The 23,107-nt window shown below is 68.5% G+C and carries 21 protein-coding genes; 5 read left to right on the top strand and 16 right to left on the bottom strand.

Features of this window, described 5'->3' with window-relative positions; genetic code table 11:
• Positions 1–185: 185 nt before the first annotated feature.
• Positions 186–386: a hypothetical protein gene (locus MVF96_RS15810; protein ID WP_055475487.1), complete on the bottom strand. Its 201-nt coding sequence runs from the start codon at positions 384–386 to the stop codon at positions 186–188.
• A gap of 151 nt (positions 387–537) precedes the next feature.
• Here MVF96_RS15810 and MVF96_RS15815 point away from each other — a divergent pair, with 151 nt between their 5' ends.
• Entirely contained in the window at positions 538–2,538 is a 2,001-nt protein-coding gene (locus MVF96_RS15815) for a glycoside hydrolase family 15 protein (RefSeq protein WP_055475526.1), read from the top strand.
• 21 nt (positions 2,539–2,559) lie between these two features.
• Here MVF96_RS15815 and MVF96_RS15820 read toward each other — a convergent pair whose 3' ends face one another.
• Genes MVF96_RS15820 through lepA form a run of 3 tightly spaced genes read right to left on the bottom strand, consistent with a single transcriptional unit; the run spans position 2,560 to position 7,422 of the window.
• Complete coding sequence (locus MVF96_RS15820; RefSeq protein ID WP_247449660.1) at positions 2,560–3,471, bottom strand: cation diffusion facilitator family transporter; 912 nt, start codon at positions 3,469–3,471, stop codon at positions 2,560–2,562.
• Between the two features lie 13 nt (positions 3,472–3,484).
• Positions 3,485–5,533 (bottom strand): M3 family metallopeptidase, encoded by a 2,049-nt coding sequence (locus tag MVF96_RS15825; protein WP_247449662.1) that lies wholly within the window; start codon positions 5,531–5,533, stop codon positions 3,485–3,487.
• Positions 5,534–5,565: 32 nt separating this feature from the next.
• Positions 5,566–7,422 carry a translation elongation factor 4 gene (lepA, locus tag MVF96_RS15830; RefSeq protein WP_247452124.1) on the bottom strand — a complete coding sequence of 619 codons (1,857 nt, stop codon included), beginning with the start codon at positions 7,420–7,422 and terminating at the stop codon, positions 5,566–5,568.
• 183 nt (positions 7,423–7,605) lie between these two features.
• Here lepA and MVF96_RS15835 point away from each other — a divergent pair, with 183 nt between their 5' ends.
• Positions 7,606–8,286: an alpha/beta hydrolase family protein gene (locus MVF96_RS15835; protein ID WP_247449664.1), complete on the top strand. Its 681-nt coding sequence runs from the start codon at positions 7,606–7,608 to the stop codon at positions 8,284–8,286.
• 2 nt (positions 8,287–8,288) lie between these two features.
• Positions 8,289–8,714, top strand: a complete 426-nt coding sequence (locus MVF96_RS15840) for a type II toxin-antitoxin system PemK/MazF family toxin (protein WP_137810291.1) — start codon at positions 8,289–8,291, stop codon at positions 8,712–8,714.
• A 16-nt stretch (positions 8,715–8,730) separates the two neighbouring features.
• Here the strand turns inward: MVF96_RS15840 and MVF96_RS15845 are convergent, their stop codons facing one another.
• The 4 genes from MVF96_RS15845 to MVF96_RS15860 all read right to left on the bottom strand — a co-directional run bounded on the left by MVF96_RS15845 (position 8,731) and on the right by MVF96_RS15860 (position 13,716).
• The gene (locus MVF96_RS15845) at positions 8,731–9,579 is read right to left on the bottom strand and encodes a transglutaminase family protein (RefSeq protein ID WP_137810292.1); all 849 of its coding nucleotides are present in this window, start codon (positions 9,577–9,579) and stop codon (positions 8,731–8,733) included.
• Complete coding sequence (locus MVF96_RS15850; protein WP_058252096.1) at positions 9,576–10,553, bottom strand: alpha-E domain-containing protein; 978 nt, start codon at positions 10,551–10,553, stop codon at positions 9,576–9,578. The genes MVF96_RS15845 and MVF96_RS15850 overlap by 4 nt, the downstream gene beginning before the upstream one ends.
• Positions 10,550–12,451 (bottom strand): circularly permuted type 2 ATP-grasp protein, encoded by a 1,902-nt coding sequence (locus MVF96_RS15855; RefSeq protein WP_137810293.1) that lies wholly within the window; start codon positions 12,449–12,451, stop codon positions 10,550–10,552. Before MVF96_RS15855 ends, MVF96_RS15850 begins: the two co-directional genes overlap by 4 nt.
• Before the next feature lie 92 nt (positions 12,452–12,543).
• Complete coding sequence (locus MVF96_RS15860) at positions 12,544–13,716, bottom strand: sulfotransferase family protein (protein ID WP_137810294.1); 1,173 nt, start codon at positions 13,714–13,716, stop codon at positions 12,544–12,546.
• Positions 13,717–13,955: 239 nt separating this feature from the next.
• Here MVF96_RS15860 and rpsT point away from each other — a divergent pair, with 239 nt between their 5' ends.
• Positions 13,956–14,216 carry a 30S ribosomal protein S20 gene (gene rpsT, locus MVF96_RS15865; RefSeq protein ID WP_004023072.1) on the top strand — a complete coding sequence of 87 codons (261 nt, stop codon included), beginning with the start codon at positions 13,956–13,958 and terminating at the stop codon, positions 14,214–14,216.
• 245 nt (positions 14,217–14,461) lie between these two features.
• Here the strand turns inward: rpsT and holA are convergent, their stop codons facing one another.
• On the bottom strand, positions 14,462–15,430 hold the full coding sequence (holA, locus tag MVF96_RS15870; RefSeq protein ID WP_247449666.1) for a DNA polymerase III subunit delta: 969 nt from the start codon (positions 15,428–15,430) through the stop codon (positions 14,462–14,464).
• A 165-nt stretch (positions 15,431–15,595) separates the two neighbouring features.
• Between holA and MVF96_RS15875 the strand changes: the two genes are divergently transcribed.
• A complete protein-coding gene (locus tag MVF96_RS15875) occupies positions 15,596–17,008 on the top strand; it encodes an amino acid permease (RefSeq protein WP_165629845.1) in 1,413 nt (470 codons plus the stop codon).
• Between the two features lie 12 nt (positions 17,009–17,020).
• Here the strand turns inward: MVF96_RS15875 and MVF96_RS15880 are convergent, their stop codons facing one another.
• The 7 genes from MVF96_RS15880 to nadD all read right to left on the bottom strand — a co-directional run bounded on the left by MVF96_RS15880 (position 17,021) and on the right by nadD (position 23,105).
• Positions 17,021–18,418 (bottom strand): ComEC/Rec2 family competence protein, encoded by a 1,398-nt coding sequence (locus MVF96_RS15880; protein ID WP_247449667.1) that lies wholly within the window; start codon positions 18,416–18,418, stop codon positions 17,021–17,023.
• A gap of 3 nt (positions 18,419–18,421) precedes the next feature.
• Positions 18,422–19,423 (bottom strand): ComEA family DNA-binding protein, encoded by a 1,002-nt coding sequence (locus MVF96_RS15885; protein WP_205333490.1) that lies wholly within the window; start codon positions 19,421–19,423, stop codon positions 18,422–18,424.
• Positions 19,424–19,539: 116 nt separating this feature from the next.
• Positions 19,540–20,400: a DegV family protein gene (locus MVF96_RS15890; protein ID WP_205333489.1), complete on the bottom strand. Its 861-nt coding sequence runs from the start codon at positions 20,398–20,400 to the stop codon at positions 19,540–19,542.
• A gap of 4 nt (positions 20,401–20,404) precedes the next feature.
• Positions 20,405–21,229 (bottom strand): diglucosylglycerate octanoyltransferase, encoded by an 825-nt coding sequence (gene octT / locus MVF96_RS15895; protein WP_205333488.1) that lies wholly within the window; start codon positions 21,227–21,229, stop codon positions 20,405–20,407.
• Positions 21,230–21,242: 13 nt separating this feature from the next.
• Positions 21,243–21,956: a histidine phosphatase family protein gene (locus MVF96_RS15900; RefSeq protein ID WP_247449669.1), complete on the bottom strand. Its 714-nt coding sequence runs from the start codon at positions 21,954–21,956 to the stop codon at positions 21,243–21,245.
• Positions 21,953–22,315, bottom strand: a complete 363-nt coding sequence (gene rsfS, locus MVF96_RS15905) for a ribosome silencing factor (RefSeq protein WP_004023080.1) — start codon at positions 22,313–22,315, stop codon at positions 21,953–21,955. Before rsfS ends, MVF96_RS15900 begins: the two co-directional genes overlap by 4 nt.
• A gap of 10 nt (positions 22,316–22,325) precedes the next feature.
• The gene (gene nadD, locus MVF96_RS15910; protein WP_058252105.1) at positions 22,326–23,105 is read right to left on the bottom strand and encodes a nicotinate-nucleotide adenylyltransferase; all 780 of its coding nucleotides are present in this window, start codon (positions 23,103–23,105) and stop codon (positions 22,326–22,328) included.
• Positions 23,106–23,107: the final 2 nt, after the last annotated feature.

The following is a 23,107-nucleotide window of genomic DNA, read 5'->3' on the forward strand; positions in this document are numbered from 1 at the left end:
CGGAACACCACCCGCTCCCTGAGGAGGCCCGGAGCCTGCGGAGGGCCGTCACGAAGGGGCGCCGAACCCACCGATCAACCGGCGACGACCAGCTCGGGACGCTCAGCCCGTGACAAGCCAGGCGATGATGACCAGGACCAGCAGCGCCAGCAGCGCGAAGGTGACCGGCGAGCGCAGTATCTTCTTCACAATCCGGTCCCGTCGTCGTCAGCGAAGCGGCGTCGGTCGACCAGCGTGGCAGCGGCGTCGACCAGCAAACTGAGCACGTAGGCGATGAGGATCGCCACCGGGATCACGACGGCGACGGTCACCAGCAACTGGGGCACGAAGGACAGGCCCGTGAGCCACTCCTCCACGCTGTCCCACCAGTCGAAGAACGCCGACACCTCATCACCCCGTCATCCGTGCATTCGTTCCCGCGGGCAGCCGTATATCCGTCCGCGGCGTCTGCGTCGCTCCGAGTCCGTGATCACCGCCACTGTCTCCCTCACGGGAGCCGAGTGGCGTCGGCGAGAACCCGTCGCGATGATGGAACTCATGTCTGTCGCAGATGACTCCACCGTAACGTCCCTGCCGACCGTGCCGCCGCGGGCATCCGGGACCGCGGCCGACGTCTCCCCGGCGGCTCCTCCGGCTCCGTCGCACACGAGCGCCTTCCCGCCGATCGGCGACTACGCGTTCCTGTCCGACACCGAGACCAACTGTCTCATCGCGCGCAACGGCTCCGTCGAGTGGATGTGCATACCCCGGCCCGATTCACCGAGCGTCTTCGGCGCCATCCTCGACCGTAGTGCCGGCCACTTCCGACTGGCGCCCTACGGCGTGAACGTCCCGGTGGATCGGCGCTACCTGCCCGGCAGCCTGATGGTCGAGACCACCTGGCAGACCGACACCGGTTGGATCATCGTCCGTGACGCACTGGTCATGGGTCCGTGGCACGACAACGAACGTCGTTCGAAGACGCACCGCCGGACGCCCACCGACTGGGACGCCGAGCACATCCTGCTGCGCACCGTGCGCTGCGTGTCCGGCACCGTCGAACTGCACATGAGTTGCGAACCCGCCTTCGACTACCACCGCGGGACGACGAAGTGGGAGTACTCGGGCCCGGCCTACGGCGAGGCGATCGCGACCGCCAAGGACACCGATGCCGACACGCCCACCTTGAAACTCACCACGGACCTCCGGCTGGGTCTGGAGGGTCGCGAAGCGCGGGCACGTACCCGGCTCGTCGAAGGCGACAACCGCTTCGTCGCACTCAGCTGGTCCCGGCAGCCGGCGCCGCAGAACTTCGAGGAAGCCGCCCAGAAGATGTGGGCGACAAGCGAGTCGTGGCGGCAGTGGATCAACATCGGCAGCTTCCCCGATCATCCGTGGCGCTCACATCTGCAGCGTTCGGCCCTCACGCTGAAGGGACTCACCTACTCCCCGACCGGCGCGCTGCTCGCCGCCGCGACCACGTCGCTGCCGGAAACGCCTCAGGGCGAGCGCAACTGGGACTACCGCTATGCGTGGGTGCGGGACTCGACCTTCGCCCTGTGGGGTCTGTACACGCTCGGTCTCGACCGCGAGGCCGACGACTTCTTCTCCTTCATCGCCGATGTCTCGGGCATCACCAACGGGGAACGTCATCCGCTGCAGGTGATGTACGGCGTCGGCGGCGAACGCACCCTGGAAGAGGAAGAGCTGACCCATCTCTCGGGCTACGACGGCGCCCGGCCGGTCCGTATCGGCAACGGCGCGTACAACCAGGCACAGCACGACATCTGGGGCACGATGCTCGACTCGGTGTACCTCAACATCAAGTCGCACGAAGCGGTGCCGGAGACGTTGTGGCCCGTGCTGAAGGCCCAGGTCGAAGAAGCGATCAAGCACTGGAAGGATCCCGACCGCGGCATCTGGGAGGTGCGCGGGGAGCCGCAGCATTTCACGTCCTCGAAGGTCATGTGCTGGGTCGCCCTCGACCGCGGGTCACGCCTCGCGACGATGCACGGCGAGCAGGCCCACGCGCGCGAGTGGGCCGCGATCGCGGAGGAGATCAAGGCCGACGTCCTGGCGCACGGGGTCAACGAGCGCGGGGTGTTCACCCAGCGTTACGGCGACGACGCGCTCGATGCCTCGTTACTACTCGTCCCGCTGCTGCGATTCCTGCCGCCGGACGACCCCCGGGTGCGCGCAACGGTTCTCGCGATCGCCGACGAACTCACCGAGAACGAACTGGTGCTCCGCTACCGGGTCGAGGAGACCGACGACGGCCTCAGCGGCGAAGAGGGTACGTTCACCATCTGCTCGTTCTGGCTGGTGTCGGCCCTCGTCGAGATCGGCGAACTGCCACGGGCGAAGACGCTGTGTGAACGACTGCTGTCCTACTCGAGCCCGCTCAAGCTGTACGCCGAGGAGATCGACGCCAAGACCGGACAGCACCTCGGCAACTTCCCGCAGGCGTTCACCCACCTCGCCCTCATCAACGCGGTGATGCATGTGATCCGCGCCGAGGAAGCCGCCCACCAGGCCACCTTCCAGCCGGCGAATCACTGAGCGCGACGAGCCGAAACGCGCTCAGTCCAACCGCCAGTCCTCGTAGGCGCGTGGGTCGTTGATCGGTTCGACATGCAGGGTCACGGTGAGATCGTCGACCGCGGCGCGGAGTTCGTCCTCGATCGTCTCGGCCAGATCGTGCGCGCGCTGCACCGACCAGTCACCGGGGACGAGCATGTGCAACTGGACGAACCGTTCGTGGCCGGCCTCCCGCGTGCGGACGTCGTGGAAGTCGATCCGGTCGGCGCGGTGACGCGCGAGGACGGCGTCGATCGCGGCGCGCAGGTCGTCGGGCAGCGCCGAGTCCATCAGTCCCGCACCGGATCGCCAGACCAACCGTCCGCCCACGACGAGGATGTTGGCAGCCACCGCGATGGCGATCAGCGGGTCGAGCGGCAGCCAGCCGGTCACGGCGACCAGGAACACACCGACCACCACGCCGGCCGTCGTCCACACGTCGGTCATGAGATGCCGGCCGTCGGCTTCGAGGGTCAGCGACCGATGACGTCGACCGGCGCGGATGAGCACCCAGCCGACGACCGCGTTGACCACCGTCGCGCCCACCGAGATCGCCAGTCCCATGCCGACTTCGTCCAGTTCCTCCGGGTGGAGCAGGCGGTCGATGGCCGTCGCGACGATGACGACCGCCGCGACGACGATCATCACCCCCTCGAACACCGCCGACAGGTACTCGGCCTTGGTGTGCCCGAAGTTATGGCTCCGGTCCGGTGGCTTCGCCGCCACCCGCAGCGCGACGAACGCACCGATCGCCGCAACGAGGTTGACGGTGGACTCCAGCGCGTCGGAGAGCAGACCGACCGAGCCGGTGATCCGCCACGCGATCAGTTTGAGACCGATCACGACGATCGCGGTCACGATGCTCAGCACCGCGAACGCCGACAGGTCCCGGCGCGGGGTGCGCGTCGTCGTCATGACCGGGACCCGATCAGGCCGCGAGCCCCCGGCGCCGCAGCAGCGGTTCGATGCGCGGCCGGCGACCGATCAGGCCCTGGTGTGCGACAAGCGGATCCACGCTGTCGCCGCGGGAGAGAGTGGCGTCGGCGAACCGGCGGCCGTTCTCGCGACGCAGCCCGCCCTCGGCGAGGAACCACTGTTCGGTCTCTGCGTCGAGTACCTCCGACCAGATGTAGCTGTAGTAGCCGGCGGAGTAGCCGCCACCGAAGATGTGGTTGAAGTACGAGCTCCGGTAGCGCGGCGGGATCAGCTCGGTGTGCAATCCCGCGTCGGTGAGCGCCTGCGCCTCGAAGGCCTCGACGTCGGCCACCGCCTCGGCCTCCGCCACCGACAACCGGTGCCAGGCCAGGTCCAGCGAGGATGCGGCGAGGTACTCGATGGTGCCGTGCGCGGACTCGGCTCCCGCCGAGTCCCGCGCCGCATCGGCGAGTTCGGCCGGGATCGGCTCTCCGGTCTCGTGATGCCGGGCGTAGTTCGCCAGCACGTCCGGGTGCAGCGCCCACATCTCGTTCACCTGCGACGGGAACTCGACGAAGTCCCGCGGTACCGATGTCCCGGATTGCGACGGATACTCCACCGAGGACAACAACCCGTGCAGGGCGTGCCCGAACTCGTGGAAAAGCGTGGTGAGCTGATCCATCGTGAGCAGACACGGTTGTTCGGCATCGGGTTTGGTCAGGTTCAGCACGTTCACGATGATCGGCTGGGTGTGCAGGACCGACGACTGGTCGACGATGTTGTTCATCCACGCCCCGCCGCGTTTCGACGGCCGGGCGAAGAAGTCGCCGAGGAAGAGCCCGATACCGACGCCCGCGTCGTCGCGTACCTCCCAGGCGCGTACATCCGGGTGGTACAGCGGGAGATCGGTGATCTCCCGAAAGGTCAGGCCGTACAGCTTGTTCGCGGCGAAGAAGACACCCCGGGTCAGCACCGCGTCCAGTTCGCAATAGTTCGCGAAGTCGTCGAGCGGCACCGCCGAGTGCGACCGCTTCTCCCGATCGAGCCAGAAGGTGAGATCGGCGGGGCCGATCGGCGCGTCACCCGCGAACTCGGTGAGCCGGGTGAGTTCTCGGCCACCGGCACGCATGGCCGAGGAGTTGAGCTCGCGCAGCATGTCGTCGACGGCCCCCGGGTCCGGCGCCGTCTGCTCGGCGATCACGTATTCGGCGTGGTCCCGGTAGCCGAGCATCTCTGCTCGGCGTGCCCGCAGGCGGACGATCTCGAGGACCAGTTCCCGGGTGTCGTGTTCGTTGCCTCGGGCGCACCGCCCCACCGACGCGTCGAACACCCGCCGGCGCACATCGGCATTCGTCAATTCGGTGAGCACCGACTGGCTCGTCGGAAGTTCGAGTGTGACGAGGTATCCGCTGTCGTGCCCGGCCTCGCCGGCGGCACGGCGGGCGGCGGCGATCTGTCCGGCCGACAGACCGTCGAGTTCGGCGGCATCGTCGACGAGCACCGCCGAGTCATTGGTGTCGTCGAGGATCTTCTGGGAGAACGTCGTCGTGAGATAGGCCAGGCGAGAAGCGATCTCCCGCATCTCACGCTGTGCGTCGGGGTCCAATCCGGCTCCGGCGCGGACCGATTCCCGGTACCGCTTGTCGAGCAACCGGCGCTGGGCTTCGGTGAGATCGAGTTCGTCGGCGCGCGAATGGAGGTCGGAGATCCGTTCGAAGAGAACCGGATTCATCGCGATCGTGTTCGCATGATCGGTCAGGAGCGTCGACAGCTCCTGGGAGATCGCGTTGCGTCTGGGGTTCGTGTCGGGCCCGACGAGGTTGAAGAAGATCCCCGACGCCCGGGCCAGGTCGCGCCCCGACAACTCCAGGGCCTCGATCGTGTTGGCGAAGGTCGGTGCCGCGGGGTCGGCCGCGATCGCCTCCACCTCGGCCACATGCGACGCCATCGCTTCGGTGAACGCCGGCAGGAAGTCGTCGTCGGAGATCGACGCGAAGTCGGGGAGGTCGTAGGGCAGGCCGCTTTGCGCCAGTACCGGATTGGTGCCCTGCGCTGCGGTCATCGTCTCCCCACTCCCGGTCTGCCCGTCGCCCATCACTTCCCCTTCGGCTTGTCACCCACCGCGTCGGTGGAGAGCGCGGCCACGAAGGCCTCTTGCGGGACCTCGACGCGGCCGATGGTCTTCATCCGCTTCTTGCCCTCTTTCTGCTTCTCGAGCAGTTTGCGCTTACGGCTGATGTCGCCGCCGTAGCACTTCGCGAGCACATCCTTGCGGATGGCTCGGATGTTCTCGCGCGCAATGATCTTCGAGCCGACGGCGGCCTGCACCGGAACCTCGAACTGCTGGCGCGGGATGAGCTCCTTGAGCTTGATCGCCATCCGGTTGCCGTAGGCATAGGCGGCGTCCTTGTGGACGATCGCACTGAACGCGTCGACGGCCTCGCCCTGGAGCAGGATGTCGACCTTCACCAGATCGGCTTCCTGCTCGCCCGCCTCCTCGTAGTCGAGGCTGGCATAGCCACGCGTCCGCGACTTCAAGGCGTCGAAGAAGTCGAAGATGATCTCGGCCATGGGCAGCGTGTACCGCAGTTCCACGCGCGTCTCCGACAGGTAGTCCATCCCGCCGAGCTCACCTCGACGCGACTGACACAGCTCCATGATCGCGCCGATGAACTCGCTCGGCGCGATCACGGTGGTCTTGACGATGGGTTCGTAGATGTGCCGGGTCTTGCCTTCCGGCCAGTCCGACGGGTTGGTCACCACATGCTCCGAACCGTCTTCCATGACCACCCGGTAGACGACGTTCGGGGCCGTCGAGATCAGGTCGAGGTTGAACTCGCGCTCGAGACGCTCGCGGGTGATCTCCATGTGCAGCAGACCGAGGAAGCCGCAGCGGAAGCCGAAGCCGAGCGCGACCGAGGTCTCCGGCTCGAAGGTCAGGGCGGCGTCGTTGAGTTGCAGCTTCTCGAGCGCCTCACGCAGCACCGGGTGGTCGGAGCCGTCGAGCGGGTACAGCCCCGAGTAGACCATCGGGCGCGGCTCGCGGTACCCCGTCAGCGCCTGCTCGGCACCCCGGCGGGCAGTGGTGACGGTGTCACCGACCTTCGACTGGCGAACGTCCTTCACACCCGTGATCAGGTAACCGACCTCGCCGACACCCAGCCCCGTGGTCGGCTTCGGTTCCGGGGACACGATGCCCACCTCGAGCAGCTCGTGCGTCGTGCCGGTCGACATCATCAGGATCTTCTCCCGGGGCACGATCTTGCCGTCGACGACCCGGACGTAGGTGACCACGCCGCGGTAGGTGTCGTACACCGAGTCGAAGATCATCGCGCGCGCCGGGGCGTCGGAGTCGCCCACCGGGGCCGGCACCTTCCGGATGACCTCGTCGAGCAGCTCGGTGACCCCGACGCCGGTCTTGCCCGACACACGCAGCACGTCTTCCGGCTCGCAACCCACGATGTGCGCGAGTTCGGCAGCGTAGCGCTCGGGGTCGGCCGCGGGCAGGTCGATCTTGTTGAGCACCGGGATGATGGTGAGGTCGTTCTCCATCGCCAGATACAGGTTGGCGAGGGTCTGGGCCTCGATGCCCTGCGCGGCGTCGACGAGCAGGACAGCTCCCTCGCACGCCTCCAGAGCGCGGGACACCTCGTAGGTGAAGTCGACGTGCCCGGGGGTGTCGATGAGGTGCAGGACGTAGTCCTCGTCGCCCTCCGCCGACTTCACCGTCCAGGGCAGACGGACGTTCTGCGCCTTGATGGTGATGCCGCGCTCGCGCTCGATGTCCATTCGATCGAGGTACTGCGCCCGCATCTGCCGCTCTTCGACGACGCCAGTGAGCTGCAGCATCCGGTCTGCCAGCGTCGACTTGCCGTGGTCGATGTGGGCGATGATGCAGAAGTTCCGGATACGTGCCGGATCGGTGAAGGTGGTGTCGGCGAAGGTGGGAATGGAACTACTCCTCGAACGAGAACTTCGGTAGAGAACGGGTACGGATACGGGTTGTCCTCCAGTTTCTCATGAGCACCCCGCGTGGCGCGTCCGGCCACGTCGCACCCTTCGAGACGGCCCTCCGCAGGCTCCGGGCCTCCTCAGGGATCGGAGAAGTCCGCGAGCACCTCCGAAGGCGCTACGGTGGCAGCCGTGTCCGCGTCCACCGTCACCACCATCGAGTCCGACGACGTCGCCGCCGAGGTACACCGCCCGGGGATCCCGGCACGTGCCACGCTCGTCCTCGCCCACGGCGCAGGCGGCAACCGCGACGCCGTGATCCTGCGTGCCCTGGCCGAGGAACTGTGCGACCGCGGGTTCGTCGTCGCCCGGATCGACCTGCCGTATCGACGGCGCCGACCCAAGGGTCCGCCCAGCCCGTCCACCGCCGACGCCGACCGGGACGGCATCCGTGCCGCGTGTGCAACGCTGCGCGCCGAGCTCGACGGGCCGCTGATCGTCGGTGGCCACTCCTATGGCGGGCGACAGTCCTCGATGGCCGTCGCCGAGAACGGAACAGCTCTGGCCGACGGCCTGTTGCTGACGTCGTATCCGCTGCATCCACCGGGCAAGCCCGACCGACTGCGCACCGAACACCTGCCGTCGATCACCGTCCCGACCCTCGTGGTCCACGGGAGCACCGACCCGTTCGGCACCACCGACGAGATGACCCGCGCGATCGGCCTCATCGATGCGCCGACACACATCGTCGAACTCGAGAAGGTCGGACACGACCTCAACCCGAAGAGAAAACCCACCGCAGCCCTCACCTCGGACGCGGTCGAGGACTTCCTGCTACCCCACATCTCCGGAGAGGACTTCTGACGGTGACCAGTCGCAACGCCCGGCCCGCACTTCGGCCGACAACCGATCTCGCCCGCACCATCAGCTATTCCCCCGACCTCGACGGCGACGCCGACCCCGGCGAGATCGTGTGGACCTGGGTCGCCTACGAGGACGACCCGAACCAGGGAAAGGACCGGCCGGTCCTGGTCGTCGGCCGGGACGCCCGGGCCGACCGGTCCGACACCGTGCTCGGGCTCATGCTGTCGAGCAAGGACCACCGGGACGACGGCAACTGGCTTCCCCTCGGGTCGGGCGCATGGGATTCCCAGGGCCGGCCGAGCTTCGTGCGCCTCGACCGTGTACTCGTCGTCGACGACGACGGCATCCGCCGGGAAGGCGCGATCCTCGACCGCACGACGTTCGACGCCGTCGCCCAGGAACTCCGCGGGCACTACGGCTGGCGGTGACCCGAAGGACGAAACCCTAGGCGAGCCGGGTGATCTCGACGATGACGTCGAGGTCGGTCGCGCCGCCGCCGGTGTAGATACCCTTCAGCGGCGACACATCGGCGTAGTCACGACCCACGCCCACCGACACATGCTGCTCGGTGATCGGGGTGTCGTTGGTCGGGTCGTAGCCCCACCAGCCGCCCGTCCACGCCTCGATCCAGGCGTGACTCTGACCCTGCACCGTCTTGTCGATCTCGGCGTCGGGTTCGGGATGGAGATACCCCGACACGTACCGGGCGGGAATGCCCAGCCCGCGGAGCATCAGCAGGGTGAGGTGCGCGTAGTCCTGACACACGCCCTTGCGGTCGGTCCACGCGTCGACCGCGGTGGTGTGCACGCCCGTCGTGCCGGGGACGTACTCCATCTCGGTGTGGATGAAGCGACACACCGCCTCGACCGCCTCCTCGGGGGTGAGCCCCTTGGTCACCTTCTTCGCGGTCGACAGCAGTGACCGGTTGCGGGCGACATACGGTGTGTAAGACAGCATCTCGTCATACCGGTCGATGACGTGATCGCTGTTCATGTCGTCCCACGAGACCTGATCCTCCACGTCGGGGCGTTGTCCGGCCTCGGTTTCGACGACCGACAGCCCCGAGACCTCGAGTTCGTTGTGCGGCGCGTGCAGATCGAAGGCGGTGACCGCGGTACCCCAGTAGTCGGTGTACCGGTAGGACCTCGTCGCCGGGACGGTCTCGACCCGGTTGACGATCACGTTCTGGCGGGCGTCGCTGCGCGGGGTGAGCCGGGCTTCGTTGTACGACGAGGTGACCGGACTGTGGTAGGCGAAGCCCGTGGAATGGACAACACGCAGACGCCAGCTCACAGCTCACTCTCCTCGATGACATGCCCGTCGCTGACGCGGGCGTCGGCCCACGAGACATAGGGCGACACATGGAAATACTGCTTCGTGACCGCCTCGTTGACCGCGCGGCAGGTGTCCTGCAGGTCGACGAGCCGGTCCTGCAGATCGTCGAGCAACTTCCCGGGCTCGAGGAACTCGAGCGAACTGCGTGCGCGGCCCAGCAGCAACTGCGCCTCGGCCTGGGCCCCGACCCGGCTCGGCCCACTCTCGAGCTGACCCAGATTGCGCTCGGCGACGCTGAGGGCGTGGAAGATGGACCGTGGGAACAGCCGGTCGAGAAGCATGAACTCGACGATGTTCTCGGCGTCCAACACACCGCGGTAGGTCCGCAGGAAGGTGTCGTGCCCGCCGGCGGACACGAGGACGTTCACCCAGGCCGGCGACGTCGTCCGATCCCCGGCGCGGGACAGCAACATCCGGATGGTCATGTCGACCCGCTCCACCGACCGACCCAGCAGCAGATATCGGTAGCCGTCGTCGTGGCTGAGGGTGGCGTCGGCGAGGCCCGCGAACATCGCCGCCCGGTTCTTCACGTACGACAGGAACTCGTGGGGACCGAGGCGACGCGAGCGCCGTTCGGCGCCGTCGAGTCCGTTGTAGGTGGTGTTGAGGCATTCCCACAACTCGCTGGACGTGACTTCGCGTGCGCCCCGGGCGTTTTCCCGCGCCGCCCGGATCAGGTCGACGATCGATCCCACCGCGTCGGCGTCGTAGGCGACGCGTTCGGTCAACGACCAGACGTCGAGCTCGTCGTCGTCCTCCGGCGCGGTGAGCCCGAGTACCTGGATGATCAGGCGTGCCTGCCGGTCGACGTCGACCGTGGTGTCCTCGAGGATCTGGTGGATCGCGACATCGAGGATGCGCGCCATGTCGTCGGCGCGCTCGACGTACCTGCCGATCCAGTAGAGCGATTCGGCGTTACGCGCCAACATCATCGGATATCACCCTCCTGCTGTCGGGTCATGCCGCCGGACGCTGTGGTCGGATTCGGTTGCGGCGTCATGCCACCCATCTGCTGCGTCCCACCCAACTGCTGCATCATGGAGCCCATCTGCTGCGTCCCACCCAACTGCTGCATCATCGAACCCTGCTGTTGCTGTTGAGTCTGCGTGTGCACCGGGTCGGGGGCGCTCTCCGCCGGCCGGGCGGCGGCGACACCGCTCGTCGTCACGACCTTCGCACCCGACAACTCCCGGTCCCCCTCGGATGTGCGCGAGGCCAGCACCCAGGTGTCCTTGGAACCGCCGCCCTGGCTCGAGTTGACGACGAGCGATCCCTCCGGCAGCGCCACCCGGGTCAGGCCGCCGGGCAGGACCCACACGGACTCACCGTCGTTGACCGCGAACGGACGCAGGTCAACATGGCGCGGCCGGATGGCGTCACCGATCTTCGTCGGCACCGTCGACAGCTGCACGACCGGCTGTGCGATCCACCCGCGCGGATCGTTGCGGACCTTGCGTGCCAGTGCGTCCAATTCGGCGCCGGTCGCGTCGGGGCCGAAGACGATGCCGTAACCGCCCGATCCCTCAACGGGTTTCACGACGAGTTCGTCGATGCGGTCGAGCACCTCCTCGCATTCGTCGGGCAGCCAGCAGCGTAGGGTGTCCACGTTCTGGAGACTCGGCTTCTCGCCGAGGTAGTACTGGATGATCTCCGGCACGTAGGTGTAGATCAGCTTGTCGTCGCCGACGCCGTTGCCGACCGCACTGGAGATCACCACGTTGCCCGCGCGCGCGGCGTTCAGCAGCCCCGCCACGCCGAGCATCGAATCCGGCCGGAACTGCATGGGATCCAGGAAGTCGTCGTCGATGCGGCGGTAGATGACGTCGACCCGCTGCTCCCCCTCGGTCGTGCGCATGTACACGACGTTGTCGCGGCAGAACAGGTCACGGCCCTCGACCAGCTCGACGCCCATCAGGCGTGCGAGGAGCGAGTGCTCGAAGTAGGCCGAGTTGGCCACGCCCGGGGTCAGCACGACGATGTTCGGGTCGGCCTCGTTGAACGCCGCCGACGCGCGTAGCGCGCGCAGGAGGTGGCTCGGGTAGTCGGCGACCGCACGCACCTTGTGTTTGGAGAACAGGTCCGGGAAGACGCGGGCCATCGCGCGCCGGTTCTCGAGCACATAGGAGACGCCCGACGGCGACCGCAGATTGTCCTCGAGGACCCGGAAGTCGCCGTTCTCGTCGCGGATCAGGTCGATACCCGCGACGTGGATGCGAACACCGTTGGGCGGCCGAATGTTTGCCGCCTGTCGATGAAAGTGCTCACAGGAGTGGACGAGTCGCTTGGGCAGTACCCCGTCGCGCAGGATCTCCTGCTCGCCGTAGATGTCGTCGAGGAAGAGTTCCAGCGCCTGTACGCGCTGGGTGATACCCGCCTCGAGCTTGTTCCACTCCGCCGCCGAGATCACCCGTGGCACAACATCCAACGGGAAGGGGCGTTCCTTGCCGGACAGCGAGAACGTCACACCCTGGTCGAGATAGGCACGCCCGAGGGCCTCCACACGGGCCTCCACGAGGTCGGACTGATCCTCGTCGGCCATGGCCTTGTAGATACCGCGGTACGGTGTCCGCACCTCGCCGGCGGCATCGAACATCTCGTCATAGGCCTTGCCGTACGGGCCTTTTGCGTACCCGCCGAAGTTGCCGGTGAAATTCTCCCCGGTGGTTGCGTCGCCCGCGCCCTTCGCCGACCGGCTGCCGGAACCGGAACCCTTGGTCGAACCGGACTTGGCGGAGGCCGTCCGTCCCGACGAGGTGGACGACGCCGCTTTCGCGGCTGCGGACTTACGCGCCGCCTTCTTGGCTGGCGCACTTGTCGATGCGGGGGTCATAAACTGCCATGGTGCTACAGAATGCCGAAATTGGCAGGACGTCGACCGGCCGTGTCATCGACGAAGCCGCACCGCCGTTCCGGGGCCACCGATCAGGATGATCGGCGCGCGGCGATCACCCGCCGCTTGACCCGGCGCACCACATTCGCCGCCCGCGTCCGCGCACGGGGTCCGACCTTGGGCAAGGGCGCCGCGAGCACCATCGCCGCGATCGTGTCGAGCGCGACGTCGAGCACCTCGCCGTCCGACGGCGGCGGCACGTCGCCGGCGTCGTGTTCGGGCGACACCACCAGATCGTCGAGGTCACCGACGACGTCGTAGCCGGCGTCGCGGACCGCCGCGACCATCCGCCGGGACTCCCCCGCCGCCCACTCCCGGCTCTTGTCCGAGAGTCCCTGCGGCGGGCCGGACGGTGCCTCGAACAGGATCTCCCCGATCACCTGCCCCTTGATGATCCGCTCGTATCGGCGCCACTCAATGGCGTCCGGCTGCAGGCGGCGGTTGAGGCCGCGCAGGAACTCGGCCTGCGGCGCGGACAGCGAGCTGTTCAGGCTGGGGACCGGGATCCGCAGCGGGACCGGATCGATGTTCATCACGCGCAGGAACCGATCCCAGAGCGTGTCGCCCGACGCTGCCCCGCGGGGCGGCACCGTGACGATGTGGACGCGCTCGGGTCCGACGACACGCGACCAGCGTTCCAGGATGCCGACGTAGTCCTGGAACTCCCAGAACGGCTCCTCGTCGACCTCGTCGGCCGGGGCATCGTCAGCGGGGGTACTGACGACGACGGGACCGCCGGTCCGGCGCCCCTCGGAAGCGAAGGCCACCGAATCCACGAACTCGTCGAACGACGCCCGGCGCTGGTTCTTCACGTTCTCCTGCCACACGGACGGGAGCTGGCGGCCGAGGTCGCGGACGGTCGCTATCACGTGGACCTCGTCGGCGAAGGACAGGTCGGCCATCAACCGTTCGATCTGGTCGACGGTCGCGGTGCTGTACAGCTCGTGCGACAGCAACGAGATCTGCGGCCAGGCCCGGATCTGACCGAGGAGCGTCGGCCAGGTGCCGGCGAAGGCGGGATCGACCCAGTCGAGGTATCGCTCCGGCTGCAGATGCACCGCGGCATGGAAGTGATCCGAGATCACGTTGCCCGGGTACAGCAACCCGGAGGACTGCAACGCCAGGTCGCGGTTTCGCCAGAGGCGATCCTGGAGGTGTGTGGTCCCGGTTTTGGGAAGGCCGATGTGTACGTAAACGACGGACATGATGGCTCCACCGTAGACATAAGTTCACGATGATTCTTATTGGCCGACGCGGTGGCCCGTCGTTCCCGACGCACGGATTTTGGCGGGCTGACCCCGGCTGGTAATGTTGTGCGCTGTTGCGGTGACGCCGTGGAGATGCTTCACGCGCCGACACCGCCCGGTGCGAGTTCAGCCCCCAGGGCCGACCGCCCGACCCGAACAGACAGACATATCCACCAGCAACGACAGAGGTAACACGCGTGGCAAACATCAAGTCTCAGATCAAGCGCAATCGCACCAATGAAGCGAACCGCCAGCGCAACCAGTCGGTGAAGTCGGCCCTTCGTACCGCGATCCGCAGCTTCCGTGAGGCTGTCGAGTCCGGCGACAAGGCGAAGGCCGCCGAGCTCGGCCAGACCGCCAGCCGCAAGCTCGACAAGGCTGCCAGCAAGGGCGTCATCCACGCCAACCAGGCCGCCAACAAGAAGTCGGCCATCGCTCTCGCGGTCAACAAGCTCTGATCTGACGCCGACCCCGGGTCGGTCCGACGGTTGATCCGTCGCCACCTCTCCATACCTCGATCACCCCGGCAGCATCCACGCGGTTGCCGGGGTGATTGTCGTTTCTGTCTGGCGCCCTACCGCTGGTTGAGCCGGCCCCGAGCGGAGCCGCCCCCACCGCTGGTTGAGCCGGCCCCGAGCGGAGCGAGGCGCCGAGTCGAAGCCACTCCCGTCCGACGGCCGACTCAAGACCGGCCGGACGGGCGTCAGCTCCGCCGACGCCCGTCCGGCCGGAGGTCGGCGACCGTGGCGACGGCGTGGGTGAGGCTGTAATCGGGGTCGGCGGCCTGCCCCTTCACATCCGCGTTGAGCGCCGCGACCACGCCGACCGCCCGCGCGATCGACTCCGCGTCCCACGCCTTGGCCTTCGCCTGCACGTTCTTGACCCGGTTGGGCGGCATGCCGAGTTCGCGGGCCGCATCGAAGTGGTTGATCGACCCCATGGGTCGGATGCGAGCGATGGCGTGGACGGCCTCGGCGAGGGCGTCGGCAAGCAGCACCCGCGGCACGCCGTGGTGCAGCGCCCAGGCCAGGGATTCCAGCGCGCCGGCACGGTCGCCCGTCACCGCCCGGTCGGCCACCTCGTATCCGGTCACCTCGGGACGGCCCTGGTAGTACAGGCGCACGGTGTCGCGGTCGACCTTGCCGCCGGTGTCGGCCACGAGTTGCGCGCACGCGGCGGCCAGCTCGCGCAGTTCCGATCCGACGCCCTCGACCACCTGCTCGACGACATCGGCGCCGACCTTTACGCCCAGCGAACGGAACTCGTTGCGCACGAAAGTCATTCGCTCCGACGGCCACTTCGGGGCGGTCGTCTCGTGCTCGACGGCCCCGGCCTTCTTCAACGCGGGGACCATCGACTTCGCCCGGCCCCCGCCGTGATGGATCACCATCAGCGTGATGCCCTCGGGCAGCGACGACGCGGTCGCGGCGATGAGCGCGGCCGGCTCCTTGCCCGCGTCGGCGGCGGCCTCGACGACGACGATCCGCTCTTCGGCGAACAGCGACGGACTGAGCAACTCCGCGAGTTCGTGTTCGCTCACGTCGCCGGCACGTACCCGGGTCACCGGCACCGGGGTACCTGCCGCTTTCGACGCGGCGTCGACCACGGCCGAGATCACCCGGCCGGTGAGGAAGTCGTCGTCTCCGAGCAGCAGGTGCAGGCGATCGGTCACGGCGACAATGGTGCCAGACGGCGCCGACACGATCACCGGACCGCCGCCCGGCCAACCGAATACGACAAAGTGGACGGGTCCTGTGGGCAAGTGAATCCGGTCGATCGCGGGCCGTTACGGTGAGCTTCTGCCATCGGCCCACCGACATTCGGAGGAGTTGCCCGCGTGACTGTCGAGCATCCCGGCACCGACACGGGTGCCGACACCGACGAGGGATACCAACGCGGGCTCACCGCCCGCACCGTGCAGATGATCGCCATCGGCGGCGCGATCGGCACCGGCCTCTTCTACGGCGCGGGTGGCGCGATCGAGAAGGCGGGACCGGCACTCATCCTGGCGTACGCGCTCGCCGGCCTCGCGATCTTCATCGTCATGCGCGCTCTCGGCGAACTCCTCATCTACCGGCCGATCTCCGGTGGCATCAGCGAGTACGCCGACGAGTTCCTCGGACGGTTCGCCGGTTTCAGCCAGGGGTGGACCTATTGGGCCGTGTGGACGACGACGTGCATGGCCGAGATCACCGTGGCGGGCAAGTACATCAACTACTGGTGGCCCTCGGTGCCGGTGTGGGTCACCGCCCTCATCGCGCTCATCGTGCTGTTCGGCGCGAACCTGATCTCCGTCGGGGTGTTCGGACGCGCGGAGTTCTGGTTCTCCGCCATCAAGGTCACCGCCATCCTCGGCATGATCATCGTCGGCATCGGTGTGCTGCTCCCGATCGCCGGGCTGGGGCCCGAGACCGGTCCGTCGGTGACGAACCTGTGGAACGACGGCGGCTTCTTCGCGACCGGCTTCAGCAACGCGATGCTGAGCCTGCAGATCGTCATGTTCGCCTATGTCGGCGTCGAGCTCGTCGGCGTGACCGCGGGAGAGGCACAGAACCCGCGCGTCACGCTGCGCAAGGCGATCAACACCGTTCCGTTCCGCATCGGGATCTTTTATGTCGGCTCGCTGCTGGTGATCCTCTCGGTCCGCAGCTGGACGGACTTCCAGGCCGGCGAGAGCCCCTTCGTCTCGGTCTTCTCCTACATCGGCATCCCCGGCGCCGCGGGCATCGTCAACTTCATCTTGCTCACCGCTGCCCTCTCGTCGTGCAACTCGGGCATCTACTCGACCGGGCGCATGCTGCGCTCCCTCGCCCACACCGGCGACGCCCCGCGGCAGCTGACCCGACTCTCGAACCGCAAGGTCCCGGCCGTCGGCATCACGCTGAGTGCCGCCGTCATGGCGATCGGCGTGGTGGTGAACGTCATCGATCCCGCACACGCCTTCGCCTACATCACCGCGGTGTCGACGGTCGGGATCATCGTCATCTGGTCGACTATCCTGCTGTGCCAGATGGCCTACCGCCGGAAGGTCGCGCGCGGCGAACTGCCGCGTTCGGACTACCGGGTCCCCGGCGCCCCGATCACCACGTGGCTCGCCCTCGCCTTCCTCGCGCTCGTCTTCGTCCTGCTGTTCTTCGACCGCGACGGTCGGATCGCACTGATCGTCGGGGCGGTCTGGTTCGCCGCCGTCGGCGTCGGCTACATGGTGTGGAACCGCACCGCGGGCGAGCTGGCCGACCGCGAGGTCTGACTGCGGGCAGCCTCATCCGAACGGCGAGGGCACCTCCACACTCGCCCAGCCCACGCCGCCGAGGGTGCGCGCGCACACGACCATCCACCACAGTTCGGGGGCGAGGGCGCGCACCAGCAGTTCACCCACGAGCGCGCCGACGCCGTCGGGCGGCCCGATCGCGCCGATGAGTGCGGCGAGGGTGCCGACCACGCTGATCACCGCGACCACCGGGGCGACCAGAAGGTTCGCAACGATTCCCACCACCGAGAACGTGCCGGTCACCACGACCACGATCGGCGCCGTCACCACCTGCGCGGTGACCGCCATCGCGATCACCTCGGCGACACCGGGCGGACAACGCCACTCGCGCAACCGGTCACGGAATCGTGGGGCCCACAGCACGATGGCGGCGGTGGCGGCCACCGACAAGGCGAACCCCGGTTGCAGCGCCAGCTCGGGCCACCACAGGAGTCCGCCGACGACCGCCGCACCGAGCGCCGGGAACGCCTGCGCCCGACGAGAGGCGAAGAGCGCCAACACACCCACCGCTCCCATCAACGCGGCACGCACGACACTAGGCGACGGCCGGACGAGCACCACGAATGCCAGGATCACCACCAGCCCGACGACCGCGGCCGCCCGCGGTGGCACACCCGCACTGCGAACCACGAGAAGCGCTGCCCCGCAGACGATCGCGAAATTGCTGCCGCTCACCGCGGTCAGATGGCTCAGGCCGGCGTCGCGGAAATCGTCCCGCAGGCCGTCGTCGAGGGACCTCTCGTCGCCGAGCACGAGGCCGGGCAGGAGTCCGGCCGCGTCCTCGTCGAGCGCCCGCGCGGCCAACACCTGCAACCGTTCCCGGATCGCACCGGCCACCTGCTGGTGGGCGGGCGGCGAGCCGACGACCCGGGGCTGCTGCGCAGTCAGGGTCGCCACCAGCAGCGAGTGCTCGGGCGGCGGCCGCACCCGCGCGACCGTGAGCACCCGTTGCCCGGGCAACAGTCCCGACCACTCCCCGAGATCCCCCATCAGGTCGGCGGAAGCCGTCGGAACACGATGCGAACCAACCTGTTCCACGTCGACGCGCAGACGGACGCGTCCGGCCGACGAGGGCCCGACAACCACCGGGTCCCCACGCACGGTAAGTACGACCGTCGACTTCCCGGTCGACGCGGCCAGCGGGTGATCGGAGCGGACCTCCTGCCGGATCGCCAAGGAAGTCGCGCACACCGCGGCGAGTCCGGCCACGACGATGATCAAACCGACCGCGTCCCATCCGAACCGGCCGCCGGCACAGACCAGCGTGCCGACCGAGGCCACCGCGCCCGAACAGATCGCCAGCCCGAGCGTGTACCCGGGCGGCATCACCAGCCCGAACGCCGTCACCGACCACACCGCCACCGCCGGTACCAGCAGGCGGTAGTCCACCCGTCAGACCGTCACGAGATCGCGCAGTCTGGCCAGGCGTGCCGGACCGATCCCGTCGACCTCGGCGAGCTGGTCCACGGAGCTGAAGCGCCCGTTGCGATCCCTCCACGACAGGATGGCCTTCGCGGTCACCGGCCCCACCCCGGGCAACTCGTCGAGGTCGGCCTCGGTGGCGGTGTTGAGGTTCACGAGTCCGCCGGTGGCCGGCGGACCACCCGAACCGCCGGCGGGCGCCCCTGCATCTGCCGGGGGTGCACCCGCGGGTGCGGGCGGCGCGCCGGAAGCCCCGACGACGGCGCTGCGCAGCGACATCTCGCCCTGCCCGCCCGCGTAGCCGACGAGGATCTGATCGCCGTCCCGGAGGACCTGCGCGAGGTTCAGCGACAGCAGATCCGCGTTCTTGCGCGCACCTCCCGCCCGGTCGATCGCGTCGGCGACCCGCGCCCCGGGCGTGAGTTGCACCAGACCCGGCGTGTGCACCAAACCGACGACACTGACCACCATCTGCGCCGGGATCGATTCGGTCGGCACGGCCGGCGGCGTCGACGGGTCCGACATCGACGAGGTGCCGGCCACCGCACCGAAATCCACGACCGGCGCCGACCCCGACCCGCGGAACAGTCCGAAGGCCGCGACGGCACAGACGACGACACCGACCGCGATCAGCGCGAGAGCTGCCGGTGGCGCGACCGCGAAGCGCCGCCGAGGGATGGGATCGTCGTCGAAGTCATCGTCATCCTCGGCACCGTCGCCGCCGACACTGTCGCCGCCGTCGGCGTCCGACCGTCGCCGCTGGGTTCGCGCCGGCGTGTCAAGCCACGTCGGCATCCCGCCGATCCCCCACCCGGGATGCTCGGGTTCCTCGACGGGGCCGAGCCGGTCGTCGATGTCCGGCGCGAGCGGCGGCGACACGGGGTCGATGCCTGCCGTACCGTCCCGTCGGTCCGGCAGATCGGCCACCGGCGCCAGCCGGTCCAGCGGGTTCCGCCGTCCTGATGCGCTCATGACGCCACACGCTAGGTCGCACAGCCGCCGCTGCTCCGCACGCGAACCGCAGAACCCGCGATCTGTGGACGGTCAGCGCGAGCTGTGGATGGCGCCGAGCCCGGCGCGCCGGACCGCTAGGACTCGCCGAGACCCTCGATCGGTTCGAGGTGCGCGGCGATCACGACGCCCACCGCGCCGGGGCCGACGTGGGCGCCGAGGATGGGACCGAGATCAACGGTCAGCTCGGAGGTCACCACCCGCAGCTTGGCGTGGACGGCCGCGCGCAGTTCCTCGGCGACGTCCGGGCTCTGACAGTGCTGGATGCCGACCGTGACCGCGCGCCCGCCCGCGGAGTCGGCGGCGGCGTCGACCATCTTGTCCAGCGCCTTGGAGAACGTGCGATGACGTTCCTTCAGCGTCAGGGTCCCGTCGACCATGTGCAGGATCGGTTTGATGGACAGCGCCGATCCGAAGAGCTTGCCCGCGGCGCTGATCCGGCCACTGTTGCGCAGATTGTCGAGCTGCTGCACACACAGCAGCGAGTCGACGGTCGCTGCCTGTCGGATGGCGGACTCGTACACGCGGTCCCGGTCGGCTCCCCCGGCGGCGGCCTGGGCGGCCGCGACGGCGGTGAAACCGACTGCGAGACCGACAGATCGGGAATCGACGACCCGAACCTGCCCGGAGAACTTCTCCGCAGCCATCCGCGCCGAACTCCAGGTCCCCGACAACCGGCGCGACATGTGGACGGCGACGACGCCGGCACCCTGACTCGCCTCGAGCGCGGACTCGAAATGTTCGGAGAGATCGTTGGGGTTGGCGCCGGAGGTGGTCACGCCCGGCGTCGTCACGATGTCGGCCGGGATGTCGTCGACACCTTCGCGGTAGTCCTCGTCGCCGACGGCGAGGTGCAATGGGACCTGCCGTATCCCGTAGTGCTCGGTCACCGACCGCGGCAGTCGGGACGAGGAGTCTGTGACGACGACGACAGGCACGCGTCTACGTTAACGGGTTCACGCGCCGGGCCTCCACGGGCGTCGGGGTCGGGCCCCCGGCGTCGCGGTTCGCGCGCCGCCGGACGGCGTCGACGACCGGGGCGACAACGTCGGCGATGCCCCGATGGCACGAGAAACCCCAGTGGATTCCGTCGGGATTCATCTCGGCGGTGTCGTCGTCGAAGGCGTCCCGGGTGACCGGGTAGAAGTCGACACTCGGTAGGCCGTGGCTCGACGCCCATCGCGACATCGCCGCGGTCGTCGGGATCCGCCCGGCATGGACGTTGCCGTAATACGGGCTGCGGTGGGTGGGCGGCAGGCACACGACGATCGGGAGGTCCGGACGCAACTGGGCGAGCGCCGCGCGGATCTTCTCCAGGTACTCGATCGTGACGTGCGGCGGCAGCGCGAGCGGCCATCCGAGGTGCGACCCCCGCGGTTGTATCCACGCATAGGCCGCGCGTATTCGCTGCCGCAACCCGTTCGGCCTGATGTAGCGGATCTGCTCCCGGAAAGCCGTCGGAAGCGGCGAGGGCAGAGTGTCCATCCCTCCGAATGCGAGCACGACGACGTCGGCGCGGGGCACGGTGGCCCAGATGTTCGGGTCCTGGGTGAGGGCCCACCAGACGTCCCGGCTCGTCCACCCGATCCGGCCGAACAGCCGCACCTCCGAACGCGTCGCAGCGCCCACGAGCATCGGCCAGATCCGAGGGTCATCCGCGGGCAGACCGCCCTGCGGACCGTAGTACGCGAGCGAGTCGGACAACACCAGCACACATCGCTCCCGCGCATCGGCAGCGGATGGACCGGGTCCGGCGGCCTCGGTCATCGGCGGACGTCGCTCACTGCACCGCCGGGTCGGAGTCCTCGGCGGACGCGTTCCACACGTCCAGGCGCCACCGCGGCAGTTCGCCGGGCATGCCGTGCCCCGACAGCTGCACCCAACTCGTGTTCGCGAGCCCCCCGAAGACGGGCCAGTTCTCGACCGGCAGCCCGAGCAGCGCCGCGGTCATCGCCGCGATCACTCCCCCGTGGGCCACCAGCACCACCGGCGCCTCCGGGTTGTCGCCGACGCCCCACTCCGGCAACAGCTCGATCAACTCGTCGACCAGGGGGGTGGAGCGGCGGGCGACGTCGACGCGGCTCTCCCCACCCGGCGGCGTCCAGGTCGCGTCATCGCGCCAGACGGCGCGCGCGCCCGGCATCGCGGCATCGACGTCGAGGTGCGTCAGACCCTGCCACTCACCGAGGTGTGTCTCCCGTAGGCGTACGTCGGTGGTCACCGGCAGACCGGTTCGTTGCGCGAGCGCCTCGGCGGTGTCGCGGGCCCGCCGCAGATCCGACGACCAGATGACCACCGGTTGCCGCTTGGCGAGCTCGACCGCCGCCGAACCAGCTTGCCGGACACCGAGTTCGGACAAGTCGGTGTCGATCTGGCCTTGCATCCGACTCGCCGCGTTGTACTCGGTCTGCCCGTGCCGCAACAGGATCAGGCGCCGCACCACAGGGGTGAGACGTTCGACGGCGGTATCGTGTGAGTCGGGACCGCCACTCACGACAGCCCGTCCACCTCGACCACCGGGCAGTCCTTCCACAGACTCTCCAGCGCGTAGAAGCGTCGTTCATCGGTGTGCTGGATGTGCACCACGATGTCGGCGTAATCGAGCAGTGCCCAACGACCTTCGCGCGTGCCCTCGCGCCGCAGCGGCTTGTGGCCGGCCTCCCGCAGCTTCTCCTCGACCTCGTCGACGATCGAGTTCACCTGACGCTCGTTGTCGGCGGAGGCGATCACGAAGGCGTCGGTGATCACCAACTGCTCCGACACGTCGATCACCGTCACCTCATGGGCGAGCTTCTCGGCCGCGGCCAGGGCGGCCACCTTGGCCATCTCCAGCGCTTCAGCTGACGCAGTCACACTTGTCCTCTCATTCGGTCACGGCCTGTTCGCCCAGGGCGCGGCCCGACCCGTCGGTATCGCCCTGCAACTCCCCGGGAGGAATTTCCTCGGGCGGGAGCCGCTCGGGGCGGTTGGCCCCCGGAAGCGCCGGGGCGGAGACACCGGGCGACGACGCCCGGGGCGCACGATACAGCTTCCGCTTGGCGATGTACTGCACGACGCCGTCGGGCACCAGGTACCAGACGGGCCGACCCTGCAACGCGCGCGTCCGGCACTCGGTGGACGAGATCGCCAGCGCCGGGATCTCCAGCAGATGCAGGGTGTCGGCGGGCATGGCCTCGAGATGGTGGGCCAGGTGCGTGGCGTCGAGCTCGTACCCCGGGCGGCTCACGCCGACGAATCGGGCGAGGCCGAACAGCTCCTCCCAGTCCTGCCACGACAGGATGGATTCCAGCGCGTCGGCACCGGTGATGAAGTACAGCTGGGCTTCCGGAAGCAGCGCTCGCAGGTCGCGGAGCGTGTCCACGGTGTAGGTGTCGCCGTCGCGGTCGATGTCGACACGACTGACGCTGAACTGCGGATTCGACGCGGTCGCGATGACCGTCATGAGGTAGCGGTCCTCCGGCGGGCTCACCGTCGTCGCCTCGCCGATCTTCTGCCAGGGACGGCCGGTCGGGACGAAGATCACCTCGTCCAGCGAGAACCGGTGGGCGACCTCGCTGGCCGCGACGAGGTGCCCGTTGTGGATCGGGTCGAACGTGCCGCCCATCACGCCGATACGGCGCGCACGCGGGCGGTCGGGTGACATGG

Origin of the sequence: Gordonia hongkongensis (assembly GCF_023078355.1) — a bacterium.
In the GTDB taxonomy this organism is placed as follows: Bacteria; Actinomycetota; Actinomycetes; order Mycobacteriales; family Mycobacteriaceae; genus Gordonia; species Gordonia hongkongensis.